Source organism: Saccharopolyspora sp. NFXS83, from assembly GCF_026241095.1.
GTDB lineage: Bacteria > Actinomycetota > Actinomycetes > Mycobacteriales > Pseudonocardiaceae > Saccharopolyspora_C.
On sequence record NZ_JAPFGB010000005.1, the window covers coordinates 207,708 to 224,359 of the forward strand.

The window sequence follows — 16,652 nt, forward strand, 5'->3', positions numbered from 1 at the left end:
GTGTCGCCGCGCAGTTCCCACCCCGAGCCAGGACGAATTCATCGCCATTCCACTCGAACGACCCCGACTGCACACCGCGACGCGATTCGCAGCGTTTTCGCAGGTCACCAAGCTTATGAATGCAAACCAGTCGCCCAATTCTCCGCGCGCGAACCGGGCATGATTGTCTGCCCCAACGTACTCGCGAACGTTTCCGCAATTGCCCGGCGACACCGCGAATGGCGATGCTCTTGAAGCGCGCCGCACCCAGCACGGCTGCGGAGCGATCATCGTTCAACATTCAACCCAAGGGGAACTCGTGACCGCAACAACGAAGAAGACCGTCCGAGGCGGGGCCGCCGCAGTCATCGCCGCCGCCGCGTTCACCATGCTCGGGCCGGTCGGAACCGCGTTCGCCATCAACCAGGTCGCCTGCGCTCCGGGCGAGAACTTCCTGAAGATCTGGTCGCACGCGACCAACGGTCCCGAGCAGGTGACGTGCTACGCGAACGGCGGGAAGATGGACTTCCACGGCCGGTGGATCGACAAGGTCTCCACGGGGAACAACACCTTCGTCTACTACGACGCCAACGGCGACGTCCTGCAGATCGACAAGTGGAACAACGTCAGCTTCAACAACGAGCCGAAGGTCAACGCGATCGAGATCCGGTGACGGATCAACGGGTCGACGGGCGTCACTGGCGCTTCGGCTGATCGTCGATCGCGGCCACCATCCGGTTCGCGGGGGATCCGGATTCCCGCACCGCTCGCCGTCGCCGGCCACGTCTTCCGGGACGTGGCCGGCATCGCCGGTGCCGCACCCGCCACCCCGAGCGCGCGGAGACCCCGCCGAGGCGTGGTTGTCGGTGGTGTCTGGTTCCATCTGGGCGGGTGATCATTCTGCTCGATGGAGGTGCGGACGTGCGGGAGGCGACCGGGGGTTCGGTGGCGCGCTGGATGGAGGTGTACCTGGAACACCTCCAGGCCAGGAAGCTCGCCGCGAACTCGTTGCGGGCCTACCGGCTCGACCTCGGCTCGGTGGGCGGAGCGCTCGCGGACGTCACCGGCGCGGGCGTCGGTGAGCTGCCGATGGCCGCGGTGACGGCGTCGCAGCTGCGGTCCGCGTTCGCGCGGCACGCCGCCGCCCGCTCGGCCTCCTCGGTGACGCGGGCCTGGTCGACGTGGAACGGGTTCTTCGGCTTCCTCGTCGTCGAAGGCGCCGTCGGGGGCAATCCGATGCAAGTCGTGCCGAAACCCCGCAGCGCGCCGTCGACGCCGAAACCGCTGCAGGGCGAGGACACCCCGGAACGGCTGCTGCGGCTCGTCGCCGAAGGCGGGCGCCGCGCCCGGAACCCGTGGCCGGAACGGGATCTGGCGGTGCTGGCCGTGCTGCTGTGCACGGGAGTCCGCTCGGCGGAACTGCTCGACCTCACCGTCGCGTCGCTGGCCGGGCGGCCCGGTGACCGGCGGCTGCACGTGCACGGCAAGGGCGGCAAGAACCGCTCCATCCCCATCGAAGGCGCGCTCGACGAGGTCGTCGGCGCCTACCTGAGTTCGCGGCGCGTCCGGTTCGGCGAGCGGCTGCCGGGCGCCGAACCGCTGTTCGTCGACCACCGGGGCGAGCCGTTGCGCCGCGGCGGTCTCCAGTACCTGGTGCGCCAGTCGCTGCGCGCCGCGGGCATCTCCGACCGGGTGCAGCGGGGCGCGATGGTGCACGCGCTGCGGCACACCTTCGCGACGCGGCTGGCCGAAGACGGCGCGAACGCGGCGGAGATCGCGAAGCTGCTGGGCCACGCGTCGATCAACTCCAGCCAGACCTACATCGACGTCACGGCCCGCGAGCAACGCCTCTCGGTCCGGGCCAACCGCACCCACCAGGTGCTGGGCGAACTCGCACCGCGCGAAGGATGAGGGGCCGAACGATCCGCGCAGGTGCCGGGCGGCGGAACCGCACTGCCCGTCTTCGAACTCGCGGGCTGCCCCCGTCGTCCGCCTCTTGCCAGCGGCGAAGCCGCTGAGGCTGACCAGACCCCATCGCAACAGGAGTGGAAGGGCGGGCAGCCAGCGGCTCGGCCGCTGGCGGAACGCGGATCAACAGGTCAGTCCGCGAAGATCCCTAGCGAGCGGAGCCTTCGGACGGGGAACCGCCCCAGCGGCCGGTGTCGGTCGCGAGGCCGTACACCGCGCCCTGCGGGTCGGCGATGACGACGACCTCGCCCAGCACGGGGTGGTGCAGTCCGTCCACCACTCGGCCGCCGCCTTGGACGGCGCGGTTCGCGGCGAGATCCACGTCCTCGGTGGCGAAGTGGCACAACCAGTCCCAGCGGCCGTCGACGCCCCGCCCGGATCGCGCGGCGAGCAGGCGGCCACCGGTGAGGTAGCGCCCGTCGTGCACCGCCCAGCCCAGCGTCGGCGCCCAGAACGCGTCCGCCCGCTCGGGAGCCCCCGTGCGCAGATCCACCCAGCAGGGCTCGCCGCGGCGCGGGCCCGGCGCCCACGGGCCGTGCTGGGCGCGGCCGGTCACCATCCGCGCGGTGATCTCGTCGGGGCCGACCAGATCTCCGTCGTGGCGCGCGCCGGCGAACACCACGTACCAGCCGGGACGCACACCGTGCGTGGCGGGACGCATCGAGGCGCAGTGCCGCTCTCCGACCCAGCATTCGAAACCGCCCGCGACCGAGTCCCACACCCGCCAGCCCAGCAGGTTCTGGTGGAACAGCGCCGCACCATCCAGGTCGTTGGTGATCAGTTCAACGCGACGCAGACCGCGCACGGCGGTGGGCTGGGGCACAGCGGGGTCGTCCTTCGGGATCGGGCAAGAGCCGTTGAGGCTCCATCCTGTCCTCCGAACGTGGAACGGACAATGCTCCATTCGGCCCTATGGAACTGTGTGATCGGACGCTCCGGTCACGCTCCGGCGTCAACGGCCTACCGCGTACCCCTGCATGCCGCGCGGATTCGCCGCCGCGGAGAGGATGCCGGTCTCCGGGTCGCGGGCCACCGCGCTGAGCCTGCCCTCCGACCACGGCTCCCCCACCGTCACGTCGTGCCCGCGGCGCCGGAGCTCGGCGATGGCCGAGTAGCCGATGCGCGACTCCACGGTGACGGCGCCGGGGCGCATGGCCCGCGGGTAGAACGAGCCGGGGAAGCTCTCGGAGTGCCAGTTCGGCGCGTCGATGGCGCCCTGCAGGTCGTAGCCGCCGCGCACCCGCTCGCGCAGGGCGACGGCGAGGAAGAAGTGCGTGCTCCACTGGTCCTGCTGGTCGCCGCCGGGCGTGCCGAACGCGAGCACGGGTTCGCCGCCGCGCAGCGCCAGCGACGGGGTCAGGGTGGTGCGCGGCCGTTTGCCGGGGGCCAGCGAGTTCGGCAGGTCCGGGTCTAGCCACGCCATCTGGAGCCGGGTGCCCAGCGGGAAGCCGAGTTCGCCGATCACCGGGTTGGAGTGCAGCCAGCCGCCGCTGGGCGTCGCGGCGATCATGTTGCCCCACCGGTCCACGATGTCCAGGTGGCAGGTGTCGCCGCGGGTCTCACCGGTGCGCGCCACCGTGGGTTCGCCCGCCCCCGCGGGCGCCACCAGGTCCAGCGCCCCGTGCTGCACCCGCTGGGCGTGCGCGCTGAGCTTGGGGACGCGTCCGCCGGGGCTGCCGGGGCGGAGCTCGGTCGAGGCCCGTTCGCCGATCAGGGCGCGGCGCTGGTCGTTGTAGGCGGAGTCGAGCAGGTCGTCGACGGTGACGTCGGTGCTGTCGCCGTACCAGGCCTCCCGATCGGCCATCGCGAGCTTGGTGCCTTCGATGAGGGTGTGCAGGTAGTCCGGGGTGTCGAGGTCGAGCGGGTCGGGCAGCAGCGCGAGCTGCTGCAGCAGCACCGGACCTTGGCTCCACAACCCGGCTTTGCAGACGGTCCAGCCGTTCCAGTCGTAGGTGGCGGGTTCCTCGTAGGTGGCGGTGAATCCGGCGAGGTCGTCGCCGGTGAGGGTTGCGGCGTGCCGCTCCCCCGAGCTGTCCATCGTGGACCGGGCGGCGGCGTCGGCGAGGGCTTCGGCGATGAACCCCTCGCGCCACACCCGCCGGGCCGCGTCGAGCTGCGCCTCGCGGGACGCCCCGGCGGCCTCGGCCTCGGCGAGCACCCGCCGCCACGTCCGCGCCAGCGCCGGGTTGCGCAGCAGCGCACCGGGCGCGGGCGGCTCGCCGCCGGGCAGGTAGAGCTCGGCGGAGGTGGCCCACTCCGAGGTGAACAGCTCGCGCACCGTCCGCACGGTCTGCCCGATGCGTTCCACCGCCGGGTGCCCGTTCTCGGCGTAGCCGATGGCGTACTTGAGCACGTCCGCGAGGGTTTTGGTGCCGTGGTCGCGCAACAGCAGCAGCCACGCGTCGAACGCGCCGGGCACGGCCGCGGCCAGCGGTCCGGTGCCGGGCACCAGTTCCAGCCCCAGGTCGCGGTAGTGCTCGATGGTCGCCCCGGCGGGCGCCGGGCCCTGACCGCACAGCACGGTCGGCGCACCCCCGGCAGGGGCGAAGATGATGGGGACCTCGCCGGCCGGACCGTTCAGGTGCGGTTCCACGACGTGCAGGACGAACCCGGCCGCCACCGCCGCGTCGAAGGCGTTGCCGTCGTCCTCCAGCACCGCCATCGCGGCCGAGGACGCCAGCCAGTGCGTCGAGGACACCATGCCGTGCGTGCCCTGCAGGGTCGGTCGGGTGGTGAACAACCTGGTCCTTCCGCCGGTCGGGTCCGGGACAGTCAACACCACGACCGGGCGGAGATCCAGGAACGGTGCGCCGACTTCCCCGCCTGCGGCGGCCTCCGCACCGGTCAGCCGCCCGGTGAGATGCCGAAGACCTCCAGCACGGTGTAGACGCCGAGCACCATGATCGCGGCGCTGCTGAGCATGAGCGCCGCGGTCAGCCACCGGTTCGCGCGGAACCTCCGGTCCACTTCGGTGCTGCGCAGGTGCCACACGGCGACGACCACGGCGAGCAGGAACACGCCGCTGCCGATGCCGCCGATCTGCACCATCAGCACCGGTTCCTGCGCGAACAGGAACAGCACCGCCCACAGCGGCGGGAACGCGGTGGTGAGCAACCGCACGGTGCGCTGCCGGGCTCGGGCGTCGTGCCAGTCGATGACGCCCAGCAGCCCGAGCGTGTTGGTCCACAGCCGGGGGACGCTCGCGGAGGAACCGATGGCGGTGGAACCGAGCACGGCGATGGCGCCGAACAGGAACAGGTACTCGGCCCACGGCCCCATCGTGTCGGTGTAGACGCGGGACAACGTGGTGATCATGTCGTTGCCCTCGGGGACGAGCGCCTGCGGGTGCAGCACGGCGGCGCCGATGACGTAGAACGACAGCGTGCACAAGGTGCAGACCAGCCAGGACACCAGCACGTCCAACCGCATCACCTTGAGCCAGCCCTCGGCGCGGCGCGCCCTGGCCTCGGTGCCGTCGTCCGGGCCCGTCCAGCGCGCGTAGCCCTTCTCCAGGCACCAGTAGGTGTAGGTGGTCATCTCGTCGGCGCCGACACCGGTGAGCCCGAACATGGACACCGCGATGCCGATCGTCCCGGCGGGGATGAGGAAGCTGAGCCCCGCGCCCAGATCCGCGGGCCCGTAGCCGAACTCGGTGAGCGGCAGGCCGACCGCGAGCGACACGGTGGCGACGGTGAACACCACGACGGAGAACACCGCGGCGCGTTCGACGACGCTGTATCGCCCGCCGCGCAGCAGCAGCACCAGACCGGCGGTGACCAGCACCGTCCACGTCAGCAGTGACGGGAAGCTCAGCGCCTCCCCGACGATCGGCCACAGGATGGAGCAGGCCGCCGCGACGCCGCCGATGATGCCGCCGCGCTGCAGCATCTTGGTGAAGTCCATGCCGATCCACAGCCAGTTGATCCAGCCCACCCGCCCGATCTTCGGGCCGACCTGGGTGTAGCCGCGCAGCGCGGTCTTGCCGGTGAGGATGGTCCACCGGGCCAGTTCCATCTGCACCCACACCTTCACCGCCGCGCTGATGATCACCAGCCAGAGCAGCGCGAACCCGGCGCGCGCGCCGAGCGAGGTGGTGACGATCAGCTCGCCGGAGCCGACGACGGCCGCCGAGAGCACCAGCCCCGGCCCCAGGTACCGCACGCGACCGAGGAAGGTGGTGGGCGCGTCGCGCACGTCCTCGGGACGTAACGCGTACGGATCGGTGCGGCCGTCACCGGCGGCGACTGCGTTGTCTGACATGGCGGGGTGTTCCTCTCCCCTGCGGCGGTGGCGGGGTCGACGTCGGAGGCCGGGTGCGAGCACGCGGCGGGGGTCAGGGCGCTTCGTTCGCCGGTTCCGAGCCGGTGAGCACGCGCACGACGTCTTCGGCGACCATGCGGCCCATCTGCTGGTTCGCTTCGTGGCTGCACGCCCCGAGGTGCGAGGTGAGCACCGCGTTCGGGGCGGACAGCAGCGGATTCCCGGCCGGTGGTTCGACGGAGAACGCGTCCACACCGGCGCCGCCGAGGTGCCCGGAGTGCAGCAGCTCGGCCAGCGCGGCCTCGTCGACGAGCCCGCCGCGGGCGGTGTTGACGAGGATCGCACCGCGCCGCATCGACTCCAGCGCCGCGCGGTCCAGCAGCGGCGGCGCGGCCGGGTCGCCGGGCAGGTGCAGGCTCAGGAAGTCCGATCCCGCGACGCAGCCGGCGAAGTCGACGGCTTCGGCGCCGTGCTCGGCGAAGACCTCGGCGGGCAAGTACGGGTCGTAGGCGCGCACGGTCATGCCGAACGCCCGCGCGTAGTCACCGAGGATGCGGCCGATCCGGCCGAAGCCGAGCACTCCCAGCGTGCGCCCGGCGAGTTCCGGCCCGAACAGCTTCGGCCAGCCGCCGCCGACCACGTCGGCGTGCGAGTGCCCGATTCCGCGCGCGGCGGCGAGCATCAGACCGAACGCCAGCTCGGCGACGGCGCGCGAATTGCTGCCGGGTGCGCAGACGACGCGCACACCGCGTTCGCGGGCCGCGGCGACGTCGATGGTGTCGACGCCGACGCCGTGCTTGGCGACCACCCGCAGCCGCGGGGCCGCGTCGAGCACCTCGGCGTCGATGGAGTCCATGCCGACGATGAGCGCCTCGGCGTGCGGGGCGTGTTCGAGCAGTTCCTCGCGGGTCAGCGCGCGGCTCGGCTGCGGGCGCACCACTTCGGCCGCCGCGTCGAGGATCTCCTGCGGCTGCGCGGAGAACCGGCCGAAGGTGGGGGTGGTGATCAGGACGCGTGGCATGACGGCTCCGAGTGGGCCCAGGTCCGGTCGACGACGACGTGCTTGATGACCCGGCGGTGGTAGGTGAACGCGATGTGCAGGGCGCCGTCGGCGGTCTGCGCGAGGGACGGGTAGGACAGCTCCCGGTTCAGGCCGTCCCGGGAGTTGTTGGTGAGGCAGTGGCCGTCGCCGGTCTCAACGTCGCGGCGCACCGGCCAGCTGCGCCCGCCGTCGGTGGAGACCGCGAGCGTGAGCGGGGCGCGCGGGGCTCCCCAGAACGCGAGACCCGGGAGGTCCGAAGTGGACTCCTCGGGTCCGCCGTCGTCGATCTCGTCGTAGAGCGAGGCGCGGCGTTCGGTGGCCTGCTCGGCGCTGCTCGCGTTGTGCACCAGCGCCACCGCGCCGTCGGAGAGCACCACGGCCTGGATGGAGGAGTTGTTGTTGGGCAGCTCCGTCGGTTCCGGTTCGCTCCAGGTGATGCCGTCGGCGGACCTGCTCGAGTGGACGAAGTCGGCCTGGCGGCGGCGGAACAGCGCCAGCAGCTCGCCGTCTGCGAGGACCACGACGTTCATGTGCACGCAGCCGGTGCTGCCGGGCACCTCGTGCGACCGCCAGGTGCGGCCCTCGTCGTCGGAGACCAGGACGGCGCTGGTGTCGTGATCACCGCGCCACCGGCCGGTGGCGGGCCGGGGGCAGCGGAACACCGGCAGCAACCAGCGGCCCGAGTCGAGCACCACCACTGGCTGGCGCACGAACACGCCGCCGTCGGCGGACGCCGGGATCAGCGTGCGCGCCGGGCCCCAGGACCGGCCGTCGTCGGTGGAGGTCCGCACCCGCACCTCCGCGGTGTCCTGGTTCCCGGCTCGCTGCGCGGTGTAGAGCACCCAGAGCTCGCCGCCCGGGGTGGGGAACAGCACGGGGTTCTGCTCCGACCGGGTCGGATCGTCGGAGATCCGCACCGGCTCCGACCACGCGCCGCCGGCGCGGCGGGAGAACCACACGTCGATGTCCGACAGGCCCTCCTGCGTTCCGGAGAACCAGGCGCAGCCGAGGTCACCGCCGGGCAGCGGCATCAGGTTGGCCGCGTGCGACTGCACGTCCGGGGCGGGAAGGTACTCCTCGTGCGGTGCGGTCATGCGGTGGCCGCCTCGAGGTGGGCGGCGGCGACCTGCTCCAGGTGCACCACGTCGGAGGCGACGCTGGCGAACGTGTAGCCCTCGGCGAGGCGCCGCGCGGCGACCTCGCCGTTCGGGGTGTGGATGCCTGCGGCGATGCCCGCCTTCGCCGCGGCCTCCCGCACGGTGGCGACGGCCTGCTCGAAGGCCTCGGCGACCGCGGGGTCGCCGGGGAACGCGCCGCCCACGGCCAGGCACAGGTCGGACGGTCCGACGTAGACGCCGTCCAATCCGGGGGTCGCGCAGATCTCGTCGACGTTCGCCAGGCCCTGCGGAGTTTCGATCATGGCCAGCACCACGGTCGCGGCGTTCGCCTCGGCGGGCTTCGGGCCGATGCGCAGGCCGGACCGCATCGGACCGTAGGACCGGCCGCCGTGCGGCGGGTAGCGCGTCGCGTGCACCGCCTTCGCGGCGTCCGCCGCGTCGTCGATGAGCGGCACGATGACCCCGGCCGCCCCGGCGTCCAGCGAGCGCCCGATGGCGGTGAGGTCGTTGGCCTCGACGCGCACCAGACCGGCGGCGCGGCCACCGGCGTCGATGGCCATCATCCCGTTGAGGATGCCGGAATAGCCGACCAGCCCGTGCTGGCCGTCGATGGCGACGTAGTCGTAGCCGAGGCGCGCGATGCGCTCGGTGGCGATGGGCGCGTCCAGCACGGCCCAATAGCCGACGATCTTGTCGCGGTTGCGCAGCTTCTCGGCGAACTCGGCGGCGACCATTCCTGTGCTCTCCTTAGTGGTCGGGTGCATTCCGGTGGGTTCACCGGTTGTAGGCGGGCATCGGCCCGTGCAGCGCGGCGCCGACGGCGTCGCAGGCGTCGACGACGTCGGCGGGCAGCGGTCCTGCTTCGGCGGCGGCGATGTTGGCGTGCAGGTGCTGCACCTTCGAGCCGCCGAGCAGCAGCGATCCGGTGGCGGGCTTGCCCAGCAGCCAGCGCAGCGACAGCTCGGTCAGCGCGAGTCCGGCCTCGTCGGCGATGGCCGAGAGCCGCTCGACCCCGTCGAACAGCGCGGCGTCCCAGTAGCGCTTCTTGTACATCTCCGCGAGCCGCGAATCGCCGAACCGGCCGCCTGCGGGGTCCTCGTCGAAGCGGTGCCTGCCGGTGAGCAGGCCGCCGCCGAGCGGGTTGTAGACCATCGTGTGCAGGCCGGTGACCTCGGCGAATTCGACGTACTCGGTTTCGATGCGGCGGGCCAGCAGGTTGTAGAGCTGCTGGGCCACCACCGGTCGCGGCGCGCCGACCTCGTCGGCGACGCGGGCGACCTCGGCGATCTGCCACGCGGCGAAGTTCGACACGCCCAGCGCACCGATCTTGCCTTCGGCGACCAGTTCGGCGACGGTCCCGAGCGTCTCGGTCAGCGGCGCGGCCCGGTCCGGCTGGTGCAGGTAGAACAGGTCGACCCGGTCCACGCCGAGCCGCCGGAGGCTGCCTTCGACGCTCGCCCGCAGGCCCGCAGCCGACAGCGGCGAGTGCTTGCCCGCGTCGGGGTGCGGCATGCCCGCCTTGGTGGCGAGCACGATCCGGTCGCGGCGGGACGGCAGCAGGTCGCGCAGGATCTCCTCGGTGGCGCCGCCCGCGTAGCCGTTGGCGGTGTCGACACCGGTGATCCCGGCTTCGAGCGCGGCGTCGAGCATCCGCGCCGCGCCGTCGGCGTCCACCGTGTCCCCGAAGGTCATGGTGCCGAGCACCAGGCGCGAGGACGGAGTGCGGGTACCGGCCGGGTTTTCAGGCCGAGCGGTCATGAGGACGCTCCTTCGACGGGTTCGGATGCGGCGGCGACGAGGTGGCGCGGTTTGCGCCCTCGCATGGCCGAGGGGTCCAACGCGGCGCTGCGCAGGGCACGGGTGTAGGGGTGTTCGGGTGCGGTGAGCACCCGTTCGGCGGGGCCGCGCTCGACGACCCTGCCGCGGCGCAGCACCAGCACGTCGTCGCTGATCTCGCGCACCACGCCCAGGTTGTGCGAGATGATCAGGTAGGTGAGCCCGTGCTCCCGTTGCAGCTCCCGCAGCAGCGCGAGCACCTGCGCCTGCACGGACACGTCGAGCGCGCTGGTGGCCTCGTCGCACACCAGCACCTCCGGGCGGCTGGCCAGCGCCCGCGCGATGCCGATGCGCTGGCGCTGCCCGCCGGAGAACTCCGCCGGGCGCCGTCGCAGCGCGGTCGCGGGCAGTCCGACCTGGTCGATCAGTTCCGCCGCGAGCCGCCTGCGCTCGGCCTTCGAGCGCACGCCGCGCAGCCGCAGCGGTTCGGCGACGATGTCGGCGGCGCTCAGGTGCGGGTCGAGCGACCCGTACGGATCTTGGAACACCATCTGCACGCGAGGCCGCAGCGGGCGCAACGCCCGCTCGCCGAGGCGGGCGATGTCCGTGCCGCCCAACAGGATCCGACCGGAGGTCGGGGTGGTGAGCCGGACCAGCGCGCGGGCGATGGTGGACTTGCCGCAGCCGGACTCGCCGACGATGCCCAGCGTCCGGCCCGCGCGCACGTGGAAGTCCACGCCGTCCACGGCGCGGAACGCGCCGCCTCGCACGGGGAATTCCACGACGAGGTCCTGCACGTCGAGCAGCGGCCGGTCGGATTCGGTCATCGGTCCTCCCCGTCCCACGGTCCGAGCCGCGGCACCGCGGCCAGCAGACCCCGGGTGTAGTCCTCGGCGGGTTCCTCGACGACCCGCTCCACGTCGCCGCTCTCGACGAACCGGCCGCGGCGCATCACGTGGATCCGGTCGGAGACCAGCCGCGCCACCCCCAGGTCGTGGGTGATCATCAAGATGCCCGCTCCGGTGCTCTCCTGGATCTCCATCAGCAGGTCCAGCACGCCCGCCTGCACGGTGACGTCCAGCGCGCTGGTCGGTTCGTCGGCCACCAGCAGCCGCGGCTCTCCGGCGAGCGCGATCGCGATCAGCACCCGCTGCAGCATGCCGCCGGAGAGCTGGTGCGGGTACTCGCGCAACCGCCGCGCGGGTTCCGGGATCCGCACCTGCTCCAGCAGTTCCGCGACGCGGCGTCGCGCCCCGGACCGGGAGGCGCCGCGCGCCCGCGCCGCCTCGCACAGCTGGGAACCGATGGTGTGCACCGGGCTCAGCGCGGTCATCGGATCCTGCGGGATCAGCGAGACGCCGCGTCCGCGCAGACCGGCCGCGGCACCGGGGTCGGTGATCACGTCGGCGCCGAGCAACCGGGCCGTCCCGGACAGCACCGCCAGGTCCGGCGGCAGCAGGCGCAGCAGGCCCATCGCGGTGGTGGACTTGCCGGAACCGGACTCACCGATGATCGTCACCGTTTCACCGGCGCCGATCCCGAACGACACCCCGTCCACCGCGCGCACCACGCCACGACCGGTGATCAGTTCGATCTGCAGGTCCTCGACGTCGAGCAGGTCGTTCATGCGCCCGCCTCCTCGCGCACCTTCGGGGAGCGGTCGCGCAGGCCGTCGCCGAGCAGGTTCACCCCGACCACCAGCAGCACGATCACCAGCCCCGGCAGCGTCACCATCCACCAGGAGGTGGTGATGTAGTCCTGACCGTCGGAGATGATGCGGCCCCAGGTCGCGAACGGCCGTTGCGGACCGGCGCCGAGGTAGCTCAGCGCGCTCTCCAGCAGCACCGCCTGCGCCAGCAGCAGCAGGACGACCAGCGTCGCCTGCCCCACGATGTTCGGCACCACGTGCCGGACCAGCACGGCGATCCGGCCCAGCCCCAGCATCCGGCCCGCCTGCACGTACGGCTTCTCCCGCTCCACCACCACGAGGGAGCGGACCAGCCGCGCCACCTCGGGCCACTGGGCGATGGCGATCACGAACGTGATCACCGGGACGGACGGGCCGAACAGGGCGACCACGAGCAGCAGCATCATCAGCAGCGGCAACGCCAGCTGCGCCTCCAGCGCGCGGGAGACCACGGCGTCCACCCAGCCGCCGAGGAACCCGGCCAGCGCGCCCAGCACGATGCCGATCAGCCCGGACACGACGACGGCGAGCACGCCGATCAGCAGCGACACCTGCCCGCCGTGCAGCACGCGCGCCAGCAGGTCGCGGCCGAGCTGGTCAGTGCCGAACAGGTGGCCGCCGACCAGCGGCGGCAACCGGCGCTCATCGAGGTGCTGCTCGTTGGCGCCCGGAATCGGCAGCAGGTCGGCCAACGCCACCGGCAGCACCACCAGCAGCGTGCACACCGCGCCGATCCACAACTTCGCCGACGCCGCGCGCGCCCGGCGGGTCGCCGAGGCGCGGGCCAGCCGCCGGGGCGTGATCCGGCTGGGGCGCACCCGCTCGATCACCGCGTGCTCGCTCATCGGGTGGCCGCCTTTCCGAGTCGCACGCGCGGATCCAGCAGCGGATACGCCAGGTCGATCACCAGCTGCACCAGGATCGCCAGCGCCGAGGTGATCAGCACCGTCGCCTGGATCAACGGGTAGTCGCGGGTCTCCAAGGCGCGGACCACCAGGGAGCCCACACCCGGCCAGGCGAACACGACCTCCACCACGACCACGCCGTTGAGCATCGCGGCGAACCGGGTGCCCAGCGCCGTGAGCACCGGGATCGAGGAGTTCGCCATCGCGTAGCGCCACACCAGCGCACGTTCCGGGACACCGCGCGACCGCGCCGCGGTGAGGTAGGGGGCGGCCAGGTTCCCGGCCATCTCGCGGCGCACCAGCCGCGAGATCAACGCGATCTGCAGGGCGGCGACCGTCAACGTCGGCAGCACCAGCCCGGACCAGGTGGCGAACCCGGACGCCGGGAGCACCGGGACGACCACGGCGAACACCGTGAGCAGCATGATGCCGCTCCAGAAGTCCGGCATCGACTGGCCAGCGATGCCGAGCACGTTCGCGCCCACCTCGCGGGCGGTGTCGGCGTGCCGGGCCATCCAGACGCCCAGCGGCACCGCGACGACCATCGTCACGAGGATCGCCGACAGCGCCAGCGTCACCGTGTACGGGACTCGGTCGAGGACCACGTCGAACGCGGGCGCCTGGAAGGAGTACGAGGTGCCGAGGTCGCCGGTGAGCAGGCCGCGCAGGAACGCGAGGTACTGGTGCGACACGGGATCGTCCAGGCCGAGCCGGGTGCGGACCTCGGCGAGCTCCGCCGGACCGGCCATCGGACCGGCGTAGGACGCGGCCGGATCTCCCGGAGCGAGGCGGATCAGCACGAACACCGTGGACACGGTGAGGAATACGGTCAGCAGGCTCTGGCTCACCCGGCGCAGCAGGTATCCGGTCACGCGGCGCTCACCCCCGTCGTGGCGAGCTCGTAGGAGTTCGTCGGTTCGAGGCTCAGGCCGGCCACGCGCTGCCGGTGCGCGAGCACGACCCGCGGCACGAACGCCCACAAGCACGGCCAGGTGTCCCACACCGCCTGCTGCGACCGCGCCAGCAGGTCCTGGCGCACCGCCGGGTCCACTTCGGACGTCGCGCGGTCGATGAGGTCGGCGACCTGCGGGAACACGTAGCCCTGGTAGGTGTCGCGGGTCCGCTCGTCCTCGGGGGTGCCGCCGTACATGCCCTGCAGCGCGGAGACGGCCAGCGCGGTCGGCGTGCTCAGGCCGTTGCCGATCACGTCCCAGTCGCCACCGCGACCTTGGCGCCACTGCGCGATGTCCCCACCCGGTTCGAACTGCCGGAGCTCGGCCCGGACGCCGACCTGCCGCAGCATCTGCAGCACGGCTTCCATCACGGTGGTGTCGTTGGCGAACTCCCCCGATTCCCAGATGATCCGGAGCTTCAGATCGCCGTCGCGAACACCGGCGGCGGCGAGCAGTTCTTGGGCGCGGCGCGGATCGTGCACGTATTCACCGGTGCGCACCGCGCCCGCCAGGGTGCCGGGCACCGGGCCGGTGGCGGGGGCGACGGAGCCGGTGAACACGTCGTCGATGAGGGTGCGCCCGTCGATGGCGAAGGTCAGCGCCCGCCGCACCCGCGGATCCGACAGCGGATGCCCGGCGGGCTTGCGGAAGTTGTAGAAGAGCTGGTTGATCCGGGTGCCCTCCGCGGTCTGCATGCGGACCTGCGGCACGCCGCGCAACTGGTCGGCGGAGTCCGGGGAGATCGTGTCGATCACGTCGACCTCCCCGCTGCGCAGCGCGACGACCCGGTTGGACTCCTCCGGCAGGAAGCGGACCTCGATGCGGCGCGCCCGCGGCTGCGGTCCCCAGTAGGCGGTGTTCGCGGCGAGCGAGTAGTCCCCGGTCCCCCGGTTGGAGGCGGTGACGACGTACGGACCGCTGCCGACCCCGTCCTGCAGCTCCTCCGGGCGGTTCCGGGCGGCGGGGGTGATGAGGATGTTGGCCATCAGGAAGTCCAGCGTCGGAGCCGGATTCCTGGTGCGCAGCAGGAAGGTTCGCTCGTCGAGGGGCACGACCTGCGGCCATTCCGGGAAGAACGTGGCGAGGAACGACCCGCTCACGCCCCGGTACATCTCCAACGCGGTCGCGACGTCGTCGACGGCGACGGGCGTGCCGTCGGAGTAGCGCACGCCGGGGCGCAGGCGCACCGTCCACTCGGTGGGGGCGGTCATGTCGAAGCGTTCCGCGAGCACCGGCCGCGGCGTGAGATCCGGGCCGATGCGGGTCAGTGCCTGGCGCACGGCCCGCTGCACGGTGACGGCGGCTTCGAACTGGTTGAGCTTGTTGTCCAGCGACACGAGGGAGCGGTTGAGCGCCAGGACCAAGGTGTCCGGGCCGGGACTTCCGGTGGGGCCCGCGCAGGCACCGAGCGGGCCCAACCCGGCCAGGCCGCCCGCGGCGATGCCGGCTCGCAGCAAGGTGCGGCGGGACAAGGCCCACCGATCCTGCCGCGCGTTCGCCGATGGGGTCATCGTTGACCTTTCCTCACACTGCACCGGCCTGGACTCGCCGCGGCCGGTGTTACGTAGAGCACCCTGACACGATTGCGCGTTGTGCGCAACTGTCGTAGCGTGATTCACGCAAACAGCGATCCGCGGACGCACCGCGGCGGAAGGCGGCCCAGACCGCCGACCGGATCAGCGCACAGCCCCGGACGAGGCAGCACGAAGGAGGAACGCATGGGCGAGTTCGCCTACGACGAGCCCACTTCCCTTTCCCGCGTCCTCGCGCTCGCCGACGATCTCTCCGGCGCGGCCGAGACCGCGGCGGCGCTGCTCCCCGCATTCGGCACCGGCGAACTCCGGCTCTCCGGCACGCGGCCTGAGCACCGATATGCGCACACCGCGCAAGCGGTGGTCTCGAACCTGGTGGTCGTCGACCTCGACTCCCGGCACGGCCCCGCCGAGCCGACCGCCGCCGCCGTGGACCACGCGCTGCGGGACCGCGGCGCGCGTTCCGCGCACACCTTCATCAAGATCGATTCGTTGTTGCGCGGGAACGTCGCCGCCACGCTGAGCGCCGCCGGTCCCGTGGTGTTCGCACCGGCGCTGCCCACCGCCGGGCGCACCGTGCGCGGCGGCGTGCTGCACCTGCGCGGCGTCGCGCTGCACGAGACCGCCGCGTGGCGCGCCGAGCCCGCCGCACCGCCCACCGGCATCGCCGAACTCCTCGCACCTGGGCCGTGCCGCCACGTCCCGCTGGACGCGGTCCGCTCACCGGACCTGCCCGCCGCGCTGCGCGCGAGCCTCGCGGCGGCCGAGATCCCGCTGTGCGACGGGGAAACCGACTCCGACCTCGACGCGGTGGTCGCCGCGACGCTGGCGCTCGGATCCGCGACCGCCGGAGTGCGGCTCGCCGGTTCGGGCGCGCTGGCCGCCGCGCTCGGCCGCGCGCTGCCACCGCACGCCTCCGCCACCGCGCCCGCACCGAACTCCGCGCACGGCCTGCTGTTCGTCGTCGGCACCGCGGAGCGCACCGCGCGGGAACAGGTGCGCAGGCTCGTCGCCGCCGGGGCCCGGCAGGTCCCGCTCGACGCCTCCGCGCTGCTCGGCGGCGAAGCGGACGCCGGCCGCATCACCGGCGCGCTCCGACGCGCACCGGTGGTGCTCACGGTGGACGCTCCGGACGGGGTCGACCCGGCGCAGTCCCGCGCCCTGGTCCAGGGCCTCGCCGACACCGCCCGCCGCGCCGTGGCCGCCGCCGACCGGCCGGTCGACCTGGTGCTGACCGGTGGCGAAACCGCGCGCCGCGTGCTCGACGCGCTCGGTGTGCCCGCGCTCGCCCCGCTCGCTCAGATCCACCACGGCGCCGTGCACAGCCGCGCCCCCGGCGGCACGTCCGTCGTGACCCGACCCGGCAGCTTCGGCGAGGCGGACAGCCTCGTCCGCATCGCCGAACACCTGCGTCCCCCAACGGAAGGCTGAA

The 16,652-nt window shown here is 72.7% G+C and carries 15 protein-coding genes; 3 read left to right on the forward strand and 12 right to left on the reverse strand.

The features are described from left to right. The first annotated feature begins 298 nt into the window (after nucleotides 1–298). Nucleotides 299–652 carry a beta/gamma crystallin domain-containing protein gene (locus OOZ19_RS07735; protein ID WP_266089329.1) on the forward strand — a complete coding sequence of 118 codons (354 nt, stop codon included), beginning with the start codon at nucleotides 299–301 and terminating at the stop codon, nucleotides 650–652. 248 nt (nucleotides 653–900) lie between these two features. Beyond that, on the forward strand, nucleotides 901–1,890 hold the full coding sequence (locus OOZ19_RS07740) for a tyrosine-type recombinase/integrase (protein WP_416309408.1): 990 nt from the start codon (nucleotides 901–903) through the stop codon (nucleotides 1,888–1,890). A gap of 205 nt (nucleotides 1,891–2,095) precedes the next feature. Here the strand turns inward: OOZ19_RS07740 and OOZ19_RS07745 are convergent, their stop codons facing one another. The 12 genes from OOZ19_RS07745 to OOZ19_RS07800 all read right to left on the reverse strand — a co-directional run bounded on the left by OOZ19_RS07745 (nucleotide 2,096) and on the right by OOZ19_RS07800 (nucleotide 15,199). Beyond that, nucleotides 2,096–2,770, reverse strand: coding sequence for a VOC family protein (locus OOZ19_RS07745; RefSeq protein ID WP_266089330.1), 675 nt, complete (start codon nucleotides 2,768–2,770; stop codon nucleotides 2,096–2,098). A 129-nt stretch (nucleotides 2,771–2,899) separates the two neighbouring features. After that, nucleotides 2,900–4,687 carry a gamma-glutamyltransferase family protein gene (locus OOZ19_RS07750; protein WP_266089331.1) on the reverse strand — a complete coding sequence of 596 codons (1,788 nt, stop codon included), beginning with the start codon at nucleotides 4,685–4,687 and terminating at the stop codon, nucleotides 2,900–2,902. 104 nt (nucleotides 4,688–4,791) lie between these two features. Beyond that, nucleotides 4,792–6,207, reverse strand: a complete 1,416-nt coding sequence (locus OOZ19_RS07755; protein ID WP_266089332.1) for an Nramp family divalent metal transporter — start codon at nucleotides 6,205–6,207, stop codon at nucleotides 4,792–4,794. A 73-nt stretch (nucleotides 6,208–6,280) separates the two neighbouring features. Further along, a complete protein-coding gene (locus OOZ19_RS07760) occupies nucleotides 6,281–7,228 on the reverse strand; it encodes a phosphoglycerate dehydrogenase (RefSeq protein ID WP_266089333.1) in 948 nt (315 codons plus the stop codon). Then, nucleotides 7,213–8,343, reverse strand: a complete 1,131-nt coding sequence (locus OOZ19_RS07765; protein ID WP_266089334.1) for a sialidase family protein — start codon at nucleotides 8,341–8,343, stop codon at nucleotides 7,213–7,215. Before OOZ19_RS07765 ends, OOZ19_RS07760 begins: the two co-directional genes overlap by 16 nt. Next, complete coding sequence (locus OOZ19_RS07770) at nucleotides 8,340–9,101, reverse strand: HpcH/HpaI aldolase family protein (RefSeq protein WP_266089335.1); 762 nt, start codon at nucleotides 9,099–9,101, stop codon at nucleotides 8,340–8,342. Before OOZ19_RS07770 ends, OOZ19_RS07765 begins: the two co-directional genes overlap by 4 nt. 40 nt (nucleotides 9,102–9,141) lie before the next feature. Next, complete coding sequence (locus OOZ19_RS07775) at nucleotides 9,142–10,125, reverse strand: aldo/keto reductase (RefSeq protein WP_266089336.1); 984 nt, start codon at nucleotides 10,123–10,125, stop codon at nucleotides 9,142–9,144. Beyond that, a complete protein-coding gene (locus OOZ19_RS07780) occupies nucleotides 10,122–10,970 on the reverse strand; it encodes an ATP-binding cassette domain-containing protein (RefSeq protein WP_266089337.1) in 849 nt (282 codons plus the stop codon). The genes OOZ19_RS07775 and OOZ19_RS07780 overlap by 4 nt, the downstream gene beginning before the upstream one ends. Next, nucleotides 10,967–11,770: an ABC transporter ATP-binding protein gene (locus tag OOZ19_RS07785; protein WP_266089338.1), complete on the reverse strand. Its 804-nt coding sequence runs from the start codon at nucleotides 11,768–11,770 to the stop codon at nucleotides 10,967–10,969. Before OOZ19_RS07785 ends, OOZ19_RS07780 begins: the two co-directional genes overlap by 4 nt. Continuing rightward, the gene (locus tag OOZ19_RS07790) at nucleotides 11,767–12,675 is read right to left on the reverse strand and encodes an ABC transporter permease (protein ID WP_266089339.1); all 909 of its coding nucleotides are present in this window, start codon (nucleotides 12,673–12,675) and stop codon (nucleotides 11,767–11,769) included. The genes OOZ19_RS07785 and OOZ19_RS07790 overlap by 4 nt, the downstream gene beginning before the upstream one ends. Continuing rightward, complete coding sequence (locus tag OOZ19_RS07795) at nucleotides 12,672–13,607, reverse strand: ABC transporter permease (protein ID WP_266089340.1); 936 nt, start codon at nucleotides 13,605–13,607, stop codon at nucleotides 12,672–12,674. The genes OOZ19_RS07790 and OOZ19_RS07795 overlap by 4 nt, the downstream gene beginning before the upstream one ends. Next, on the reverse strand, nucleotides 13,604–15,199 hold the full coding sequence (locus OOZ19_RS07800; RefSeq protein ID WP_266089341.1) for an ABC transporter substrate-binding protein: 1,596 nt from the start codon (nucleotides 15,197–15,199) through the stop codon (nucleotides 13,604–13,606). The genes OOZ19_RS07795 and OOZ19_RS07800 overlap by 4 nt, the downstream gene beginning before the upstream one ends. A gap of 207 nt (nucleotides 15,200–15,406) precedes the next feature. Between OOZ19_RS07800 and OOZ19_RS07805 the strand changes: the two genes are divergently transcribed. After that, complete coding sequence (locus tag OOZ19_RS07805; RefSeq protein ID WP_266089342.1) at nucleotides 15,407–16,651, forward strand: four-carbon acid sugar kinase family protein; 1,245 nt, start codon at nucleotides 15,407–15,409, stop codon at nucleotides 16,649–16,651. The last annotated feature ends 1 nt before the right edge of the window (nucleotide 16,652 follow it).

Bases quoted from the DNA above. Each gene is read 5' to 3' on its own strand.
- OOZ19_RS07805 (WP_266089342.1), top strand. From the start codon at position 15,407: ATGGGCGAGTTCGCCTACGACGAGCCCACTTCCCTTTCCCGCGTCCTC.
- OOZ19_RS07765 (WP_266089334.1), bottom strand. From the start codon at position 8,343: ATGACCGCACCGCACGAGGAGTACCTTCCCGCCCCGGACGTGCAGTCG.
- OOZ19_RS07790 (WP_266089339.1), bottom strand. From the start codon at position 12,675: ATGAGCGAGCACGCGGTGATCGAGCGGGTGCGCCCCAGCCGGATCACG.
- OOZ19_RS07780 (WP_266089337.1), bottom strand. From the start codon at position 10,970: ATGACCGAATCCGACCGGCCGCTGCTCGACGTGCAGGACCTCGTCGTG.
- OOZ19_RS07785 (WP_266089338.1), bottom strand. From the start codon at position 11,770: ATGAACGACCTGCTCGACGTCGAGGACCTGCAGATCGAACTGATCACC.
- OOZ19_RS07755 (WP_266089332.1), bottom strand. From the start codon at position 6,207: ATGTCAGACAACGCAGTCGCCGCCGGTGACGGCCGCACCGATCCGTAC.
- OOZ19_RS07775 (WP_266089336.1), bottom strand. From the start codon at position 10,125: ATGACCGCTCGGCCTGAAAACCCGGCCGGTACCCGCACTCCGTCCTCG.
- OOZ19_RS07770 (WP_266089335.1), bottom strand. From the start codon at position 9,101: ATGGTCGCCGCCGAGTTCGCCGAGAAGCTGCGCAACCGCGACAAGATC.
- OOZ19_RS07760 (WP_266089333.1), bottom strand. From the start codon at position 7,228: ATGCCACGCGTCCTGATCACCACCCCCACCTTCGGCCGGTTCTCCGCG.
- OOZ19_RS07800 (WP_266089341.1), bottom strand. From the start codon at position 15,199: ATGACCCCATCGGCGAACGCGCGGCAGGATCGGTGGGCCTTGTCCCGC.